Source organism: Xanthobacter versatilis, from assembly GCF_043193975.1.
Classification (GTDB): Bacteria; Pseudomonadota; Alphaproteobacteria; order Rhizobiales; family Xanthobacteraceae; genus Xanthobacter; species Xanthobacter autotrophicus_E.
Genome location: NZ_JBAFVB010000022.1, coordinates 1 through 6,730, shown reverse-complemented (window position 1 = coordinate 6,730; position 6,730 = coordinate 1). Strand labels below are relative to the sequence as shown.

Annotated in this window: 5 protein-coding genes and 2 pseudogenes; 3 read left to right on the top strand and 4 right to left on the bottom strand. The window is 60.1% G+C overall.

The window, feature by feature from the left end; all coding sequences use genetic code 11:
* Together istA and V5F66_RS22160 are read left to right on the top strand one after the other, a co-directional pair.
* A pseudogene (istA, locus tag V5F66_RS22165) lies at positions 1-635 on the top strand (IS21 family transposase); the annotation flags it as partial.
* Between the two features lie 63 nt (positions 636-698).
* Positions 699-1,453 (top strand): IS5 family transposase gene (locus V5F66_RS22160; protein ID WP_394094732.1). Its coding sequence is split into 2 segments (ribosomal slippage): positions 699-1,032 and positions 1,032-1,453, totalling 756 coding nucleotides; the frame shifts between segments, so codons are not numbered across the junction.
* A 28-nt stretch (positions 1,454-1,481) separates the two neighbouring features.
* Here V5F66_RS22160 and V5F66_RS22155 read toward each other — a convergent pair.
* Positions 1,482-1,562, bottom strand: a pseudogene (locus V5F66_RS22155) (mobile mystery protein B); the annotation flags it as partial.
* On the opposite strand from V5F66_RS22155, the gene V5F66_RS22150 reads away from it, so the two are divergent.
* Positions 1,561-3,054 carry a hypothetical protein gene (locus V5F66_RS22150; RefSeq protein WP_394094731.1) on the top strand — a complete coding sequence of 498 codons (1,494 nt, stop codon included), beginning with the start codon at positions 1,561-1,563 and terminating at the stop codon, positions 3,052-3,054. The pseudogene V5F66_RS22155 and the gene V5F66_RS22150 overlap by 2 nt on opposite strands.
* Positions 3,055-3,250: 196 nt before the next feature.
* Here V5F66_RS22150 and V5F66_RS22145 read toward each other — a convergent pair whose 3' ends face one another.
* The 3 genes from V5F66_RS22145 to V5F66_RS22135 all read right to left on the bottom strand — a co-directional run bounded on the left by V5F66_RS22145 (position 3,251) and on the right by V5F66_RS22135 (position 6,085).
* Complete coding sequence (locus V5F66_RS22145; protein WP_394094730.1) at positions 3,251-3,634, bottom strand: hypothetical protein; 384 nt, start codon at positions 3,632-3,634, stop codon at positions 3,251-3,253.
* Positions 3,613-4,173 (bottom strand): hypothetical protein, encoded by a 561-nt coding sequence (locus tag V5F66_RS22140; protein WP_394094729.1) that lies wholly within the window; start codon positions 4,171-4,173, stop codon positions 3,613-3,615. The genes V5F66_RS22145 and V5F66_RS22140 overlap by 22 nt, the downstream gene beginning before the upstream one ends.
* A 196-nt stretch (positions 4,174-4,369) precedes the next feature.
* Complete coding sequence (locus V5F66_RS22135; RefSeq protein WP_394094728.1) at positions 4,370-6,085, bottom strand: hypothetical protein; 1,716 nt, start codon at positions 6,083-6,085, stop codon at positions 4,370-4,372.
* Between the last annotated feature and the right edge of the window lie 645 nt (positions 6,086-6,730).

Genomic DNA, 6,730 nt, shown 5'->3' with positions numbered 1-6,730 from the left:
ACTGCGCAGCCGGGGGTATGAGGGCAGCTACGATGCGCTGCGCCGCTATGCCAAGGGCTGGCGGCGGGCGCAGGCGACGATGACGGCTGCGGCCTACGTGCCCCTGAGCTTCGCGCCCGGCGAGGCCTACCAGTTCGACTGGAGCCACGAGATCGTCCTGATCAACGGCACCACGGTGTCGGTGTGCGTCGCCCATGTGCGGCTGTGCCATTCGCGGATGCTGTTCGTGCGGGCCTATCCGCGCGAGACGCAGGAGATGGTGTTCGAGGCCCACGCAGGCAAGCGTGCGCAGCCTGCGTAAACTTGGCTGCGGGCCTTCGCCTTCTTCAAGGGCTGCTGCACGCGCGGCATCTACGACAACATGAAGACCGCGGTCGATGCGATCTTCGTGGGCCACCCCCATCGCGCTGGCGCGATGGGGACCCCGGGGCAAGGAGTGGGCTTATAATCGCCGCTTCCTGCGGATGTGCAGCAATTACCTGGTGGATCCAGTCGCCTGCACCCCGGCGTCCGGCTGGGAGAAGGGCCAGGTGGAGAACCAGGTCGGGCTGGCGTGGGAGCGTTTCTTCACACCACGCCTTCGGGTGAAGAGCTACGACGAGCTGAACGTCTGGCTGCTGGACCAGTGCATCGCCTAGGCTCAGGACCTATTAATAGCGCTGAGGATGTGATTCACAGTCTCCATTGAGGAGGCTGGGATGGGTGATTTGTTCTTGCTGAGCGAGCGGCAGACGGCGCGGATCTCGCCGTTCTTTCCTCTGGCCCACGGCGTGCCGCGGGTCGATGACCGGCGGGTGGTGAGCGGCATCGTCTACGTCATCCGCAACGGCCTGCAGTGGAAGGATGCTCCCAAGGGCTATGGCCCCCACAAGACGTTGTACAACCGTTTCATCCGCTGGAGCCGGCTCAAGGTATTCGATCGCATCTTCGCCAGCCTCGCGGGAGAGGGGACGAGGCCCGAGCGCATCATGATCGACGCCACCCATCTCAAAGCCCACCGGACGGCGGCGAGCCTGCTCAAAAAGGGGCTGTTCCCCGTCGTATCGGGCGCACCAAAGGTGGATTGAACTCCAAGCTCCATACCGTCTGCGACGGCGAGGGCCGGCCGATCGTCATGCTGCTGTCGGAAGGCCAGATGAGCGACCACAAGGGCGCCCGCCTTGTCCTCGACGCCCTGCCGCCGGCCAAGAGTCTGATCGCCGATCGGGGTTATGACAGCGCCTGGTTCCGGGGCGCGCTCGCCGCCAAGGGGATCGCGCCCTGCATTCCCTCATCCAGGAGCCGCAAGCGGCCGTTCGCCTATGACAAGACCCTCTACCGCCAAAGGCACAAGGTCGAGAACCTATTCGCCAAACTCAAGGACTGGCGCCGCATCGCCACGCGCTACGACCGATGCGCCCACACCTTCTTCTCAGCCATATGCATCGCAGCCACCGTCATCTTCTGGCTCTGATTAGTGAGTCCTGAGCCTAGGCGTGAAGTCGGCCGTTACCGTTTGGGTAGGGCTGGATGGCCACTAAACGATGTCTGAAGCAGATGGCGATTTCATCGGGATGATAGGTGCTCGAGTTCGAGTTCGCGACGAATTCACACCGCGTCGCTGAGACCGGGTATCTTCGTTGGAAAGAAAGCCTACGACGACGGATCAGGTGGAAACCGATGCCCTTTGTTGACGAGCACGAAAAAGATGAGTCTGGACGTATTCGCGAACACCATCTCGTCATCGCGATGGCAAAGCATGTCTTCACGCATGCGGATCATGGCCTTGTCTTCGTCCGGGAGGCGGCCTCGCGAGAGGACATGGCCGCTTATGACCTGACCCCTTTGCTCCTTTATGGGCTGTCCGTTCCAGGCACCCCGCTTCGATGGGTCATGCTCGCACCACTCGATCGCCCGGCATCCATCGTGAGCGTTCTCAACGAGGCCTGGAGGCGCGCCGCAGGCTTACGCGGTCGTCCCGATGTGTTGAAGGTGGGCCGCCATGTCGCCGCATCTGCGGCGCCCTTGCCCGAAATCCTGGCGGCGTCAGAGGTCCGGCTCGTCATCGCGGACCGCGGCGACAAGGAATTCTCCGCATCCGTGCGCCGGTGTCAGGAGGACGCAATGTGGATAAGCCTGCCTCGCAGGTGGATCACACCAAACACGACACTGGATCAGCTTAACCGCTGCATCACGGATAGCCACAATCAATCCTTCCGGTCCCCGCCGTCACGCCCGAATGCCAAATTGGACTGGTGGCGGAGCCTGTCCCATCGCTCGGTCGATCTACGTGAGATCGATGGGATCGAATGGCGTGCCGGAGTGTGGCTCCATGCCTGGGAGAAGGGGGTGGCCCCGGCCGGGCGCCGGTATTTCCACACGGATACAATTGACGGCGCTGTCTGGCTGCTGGCAACGCCTCCGATCCTGGATGGCGATGAGTTCCAAGAGACCATGTCCCAGGATCACGAAACAGATGATCTCCCGGAAATCGCCCGGGCATTGGTGAGATGCTGGCCGACACCGCTCGGCGAACTGAGCCGCTGCATCGGCTCCACGGCGCGCGCGCTCGAATGGTTTCTCGACCGCAAGGCGGCTTTGGACCACCAACAGCGCAATCGGTTGTGCGAGTTCTTGGGTCTCGAACCGGATCCCGATTTCCGGACTTACGACTCCCGTGCCCCGTGCGTCCTGATCGCACGGAAGGCGAACGCCGCAAAGGAAGCGTATGAGTTGCTGTCACATGGTGGGGACCTCGTCCTTTCGATCGAGGTTCTTCCCGTCAGTGGCCTGCCGGACCCGAGTCGGCGATACGTGGTATTTCAGGCATATGGAGCGCCGCTGAACATCATGCTTGTCGCGCGCGGGTCCGTCGTTGACGCGAAGTTAACGGATGGTCTCTTTATCAACTTTCAGGGCGCCAAGCTTATACCGTCGGCCCTATATCGTGATATCGTACGGACATGCGCCAAATCATGTGAAGATAGTCGATCCAACATTTCTGGAATGAAGCGATTAAATGATCGGCATATGAATTCTTTCGCCGCGATTGCGTCTGATATCGAGGCAGGCTGACCACTTAAGCTTGATGCCCCGAAGACCATTTCGGTGTTCAGGATGATGCATTCGGTGTTCGACCATGCGAACTCGCGCCGCTCCGCCCACTTCTGGAAGCTCAATAGGATCCAGACGGTGGCACTCAACCTGAGCCCCTGCTCGCGGGATACTCTCCGAGAAAATGGTTCCGTTCCTCATGGCGCCCTCCGCCCCATCATGGGACAATTTCGACTACCTCCGCGATATCGGTCAAAGGACCAAGTTCAACAAAAAAGGGGGCGAGCGGTCGGTCCGGTGCCGCCGCCCACGCAAAGCGATATTCGTTCTGGTAGAGATAGGCAAAATTCTTCATGAAGATTGGCCTCAACTCCTCCCGTTGAATGGAATACGGGTCGTAGTAGGTGATCGGTCCATGAAGTATATCGCCGTCAGGCAACGCCCTAGATACGATGTGAGCCATACGCTTCTGGAAGCCCTCCTTGTCGCGAATGATCAAAGCCGCATTTGCGTGGAAATCGCGAAACATTCGGGCGTCGTAGCCTAATCCACAACACCAGACGTAGAAATTTGTCACGCTCATATCGCGAAACAATTCCATTGATTCTGTCGGGACGGGAACCTCACACTGCCGTGTTTATCTAATCCGTAGAGCTGAAAGACGATAGACTTCTTTGCAGTAATGGCAGCATGTATCAGCTCGTCATCTTGCTGCGCCGCGTTCAATGAGTCGTCATTATACGCTGATGCTGGACAAATACGCAGTCGTCCGGCATTGAGATCTTCGCGAATATGCTCCCGCTGTCCGTATTTCGTGTAGCAATCGGGAGGGCCCAAATAGGGTGTCGTGAGGATGGGGCGCATATAGCCCGCCGAAGCGTCCTCTCGCAGCGTTGCCTCGTCAAACAGGCAATCTTGAATGCCGTCCCGCGCCATCTGCTCCAACATCGTATGGAGTAGCAGACGGAGCATTCCCCTTCGCGCCGTGGCAAAACGTGGAGGCGTTACATAGCCGTCCCTGTCGGTCGACCAGAGGTTACGCAGGATGTGCTCCCGTCGGCGCTCGAGAGCACCACCATCTATCTTCTCAAGATAGCGGTTGGTTTCGTACTCTCGCCGCCAGATTTCTCCGTCCGACATCACGGCTCTCCGGGCGCGCTCAGCTGTGGGGTCCCACGCCGAGCGAGCGTAGATGCTATCATCCCAGAACCGCTGCAAGCCCGTTCTATTCGACCAAGGACGGGCACTCCTGCTCCTCGTGATCCCGCTCGCTATCGTAGCGCTTAGGGCCGGAACTATCGGCTATCTGTTCATCGCTACGCCAAACGGAGGCGTCTTAATGTCGCGACTTTTTCGCTGGCAGATAGCTAGCGCACTTGTCGCGAGTGGCGTCGTCAATCGTGAAGTCGGCCGGGGATCGCCCTCCGAGTTCACGCCGGGGGCACCGCATCCAGAGGTTTGCTCGCGCGGGATCGGTGTAGCGGCTGCGGGCGAGAACCTCCAGTTCTCCCACAGCCTTTTGCTTCCGCCGGCAGGCTAGCTTCTCGCGCCTGATTTCGTCCGCTTTTTGTTCGAGAGCACGGATGGCGTCGCGCAAGCCAGTTTCGCTCCGTGCGGTCTCGAGTGGCGATTGGCCATTTAGAGTCGTGTTGCCGGTGCTTAGCCAAGTTTCATAATTTTCGCCTAGGTTCCGCGCTGCGATCTCCCTGAGCCGGATCGCCCGAGCTTCCGCATCGGCCTTCTCCTTCTCCCGAGTCTCCCGTTCTTTATCTTCCGCCTCGCGGCGCTTCCGCTGGAGCGCGCGCTCGAGCTCGCCGTTACACGGCAAGCCAAAAAGCTCCAGGTCCTCACGAGGCGAGAAGCGGATGCGAGTGCGGATGTTCGAGAGTTGGTGGCAAAGCGCCGTCCATTCTGCATCCGTGCCACGGATTGCGTCGGCGATGGAATGGCCCCGGCCCGGAAGTTCGGCAAGGATCCATGCATCGAACGAGAATTCGAGCATCTCCTCCTCAGGCAGGCTGACAAGCTGCTCTGACACGATGGCCCGCACCTCAGCCAAGCGCTTCGCTGGGCGCACCCGGAGTTCCTCCGCTTCGTGAACTTTCTGCTGCAACAGACCCGACGCCTTCCAGATCTCCGACGGAGCAGAATACGCAAAGCCAAGCCGTTCAAGTTCGCGAAGATAGCTTTCAATGGATCTTGCGGGGGTGGCGAAAGGCACGCCTGCTTCCTTCAGCGCCTTGGCGATATCGTCGGAGACAGAACGAAAGAGCGGCTCGATCCAACTCCGCCGCATCAGGGCGGCGACGGCCGTGCGCGTTCTGAAAGGTTGGGATTTGGATTGCAGCAAACCGACGACGATAGCGCCTTGCCACTCAGCGATCGGGACCGTGAAACACCCGCTCCCGTCGACGGGGAGATCGATAAGAGCGTCCAAACCGTCCCGGCGCAGGATAGTCTCGTACTCCCCTACGCCTTTTTCTCGCGCCGGCAGGCGGTGCCGATAATTTCGATGGAGCTCTTCGACGGTCTCTTGCTGATCCTTGGCACGTTGGCGAGCTCGTTCCGACAGGCGATCCCGGGCGGCGGACTCGTGCGGATTGTGAAGCCAGATCCTCGGTGCGCCATAGAGGATGTCGTCTCCTAGCTCATCTAGTGTTCGATCCCGGTAGGCAGAGAGATCGATCTCGATCGCCCCGATGTTCATGGCCCGAATGCGCGCGATCTTTACGCTATCGCAGGGATGGGTGACCTTGAATTCTACGATGAGGCGCCGATCCCGCAGGACCAAAACGACATCCGGCACGATCGATCCATCCTTGGTTTCGAGAACTGCCCCGTCGAATGTGAGCTTGGTTGCCCGGACGACGACTTCGGTATCGTTCGCGTTCGAAATGCGGAGCTCGGGAAGCACCATCTCCAGCCGCTCATCAAGGACTTTCTTCGCGAACTTGTGCAGCGCGGTCTCGCCCGCGGAGGCGCATGAGGTGCCGTTGCGATTAGAGTGGTGCGCAAAGTGATGTGCCTGCACCTCGCCCTTCTTCGCAACCATTCGTCGGCCGCAACCCGGGCACACGCAATTGCAGGCAAGGCCCGATGGCACATCGTCGATATGTTGAAGGGATCCGTCGTCAGCTTCGGCAACCAGGACACCGCCTTGCTCCGTACAATCGAACAGTTGTCCGAGCCGTATGCGTGTCATGCGTGCACCATCACGGATAGGCAGAATCAGCTCATCTCATTGGTTTCATCGTAGGCAGCTTGTCTCGCCAACCGCGGATCGTCGCCGGCATTTTCGCCCTCGTCGCGGCTCTTACTTCTGGAGGGCACCATCTTGGCCGATATGCTCGACCTGCCGGGACCGTGGCCACCGGCGGATCTATTGACTGCATTCCGGCGGGAACCCGGGACCAAAGCCTGCAGCTGGCAGAGACCTATGGTGATTTGCTGTTGAGCTCGTAGCCACTCGCATCTTCGCTCATTGCGGTCAGCCGATTAAGACCGGATCTAGGATCGCAACCGATTCAACGGCTACACGACCGTGCCGAAGACGATGCCGCTCCTCATGCGCGCCCTCGACGAGCTGTCGAAGGGCAAGCCGCTGGGCGCGACCTATTTCGCGCTGTGGTGTGCGACCTGGGACAATGGGTTCGTTCGGCTCGGCCGGACGCCGGATCTCGCCTACGCCTCAGGGCTT